This is a genomic window from Helicobacter sp. T3_23-1056, from assembly GCF_053654535.1.
In genome coordinates, this window is sequence record NZ_JBSIUU010000068.1 from 1 (window position 1) to 1,876 (window position 1,876).

1 protein-coding gene is annotated in these 1,876 nt (G+C 33.1%); it reads left to right on the forward strand.

Translation table 11 applies throughout. The annotated features are described in order from the left end of the window. Positions 1–1,876 (forward strand): contractile injection system protein, VgrG/Pvc8 family (locus ACWIUO_RS13650; RefSeq protein WP_454178436.1); only part of this gene is annotated, 1,876 nt, incomplete at both ends.

Here is a 1,876-nt window from a genome sequence, read left to right on the forward strand (position 1 = left end):
TATCACAAATCCATATCCAAACAACAACGCATTAGCAAATGAGCTAGATTCTGCCCACTCTAAAGCAAAAACACCAAGCGCGCTTAGCAAACTAGATTCTAGCCATTCAAACACACATTCAGGCACACATTCAAGCACGCATTCAAACACACTGCATTTTAACGCTAATGATTCTCTAAATCCCTCAAATAATGCTTTATTGGATTCTAATGCCTCAAACAATCCACACTCTAATTCATTTACTTCAAACTCATCAAATCCAAACACCTCTTTACCAAATACCACTAAAATCTACACAGGCATTATCTCTAATGTGCAGTATTTAGGATTTAACTCACAAAGCAGTGATAATATCCTAAATCGAGCTAGCACCACCAACGCTAACAAATATAACAACGGCAACAACAACACCAACACCACAAACAATAACACCACATACAACGATATACACAACAATAACACCACAAACACTCTGCAAAACCCTAATAACAAACATTTCTTTACTTTTAGCATTACTTCCCCACTCTTTAGGGCTTCACTAAATAAAGCATATAGAATCTACACACATAAAACTCCCATAGAAGCCTTGCAAGCTACACTAAGATTTTATGAAAATCTATTGCATAAACATATTGATTTCTCTCATATTAGCTTCCCTTATCCTAAAGAAGAGCTAATCACTCAATATAATGAATCAGATTTAGACTTTATCGTTAGAATCGCTCATAATAATGGCATATATTTCTATGAGGATTCTAGCACGATTTATTTCTATGATTTCTTAGCAAATGGCATTCATAGCACAAATAATCATTTAAATGCAAGTAATTTTAATGAAACTAATGAATCAAAAAACAACACTATGGGCGAATCTAAATTAGATTCAAATGAATCTAAAAACAATATAATTCAAACGATTCTCTTTAACCCAAATCCAAACAATACCCAAAATCTCCCCTGCATAAATAGTTTTTATAAATCCCAATCCCTAATCACAAAATCATTCACTCAAAGCACTCATTCAGCTACAAATCCTTATGAATTGCATTCTCTATCAAGTCATTTTAATCCAAACAATGCAACATCGCACAATGATTCATATAATAATTCCATAGAAAATCTAAATAATGCCCTTTATTCCACCCACATTTATAACTCACAATATTCTTTTAGCGATTCAAACAACATAAATAATCCAAACACCACAAACACTCAAAGCAACCAAAATCCTCAAAGCAATACAGGCGATATAAGTAGCAATATAAACACACCATTAAGTATTGCTACTTCTAGGGCAATGATGCTTCATAATATTTTTAATGCTAAAAGCAATATCTATGATTTAGAGCTAAATCAAATCTTTAGAATCAACCTAGAGCATAGCACAAGCACCAAAGAGCAATCCTTGCAAGATTTCTACATTATTGAAATCAAACAAATGCTAATCAATGAAGCCCTTTTAGCAAACAACATTAACACCAATGATAATATTATTCACAAAAGCAATGCCTTTTTTAGCAATGTGCTAAAAAAAGACAATATCACACAAAATCCATTCACACAAGATGACAATATAAACCAATCAAATGCGCTTCATTCATCACTAACAACAAGTGCAAATCCCCTAACTTCATTAACTTCACCAAATTCACTAACTTCACTAGATTCCATAGATTCCCTAGCCTTGCATACCAACGATACACTTACCACAAACAATGCCAACAACAATACATTGACAAATACTTATTTCAATACATTAACTTTACTACCCATAAACATTAGCTTTACTCCAAGTCCTAAAGCTAAACCATTGTCCCCTTCAAGCACACTAGGCATTGTCATAGGCGAAAAAAACAATATAGTAGAAGAGCTAAAC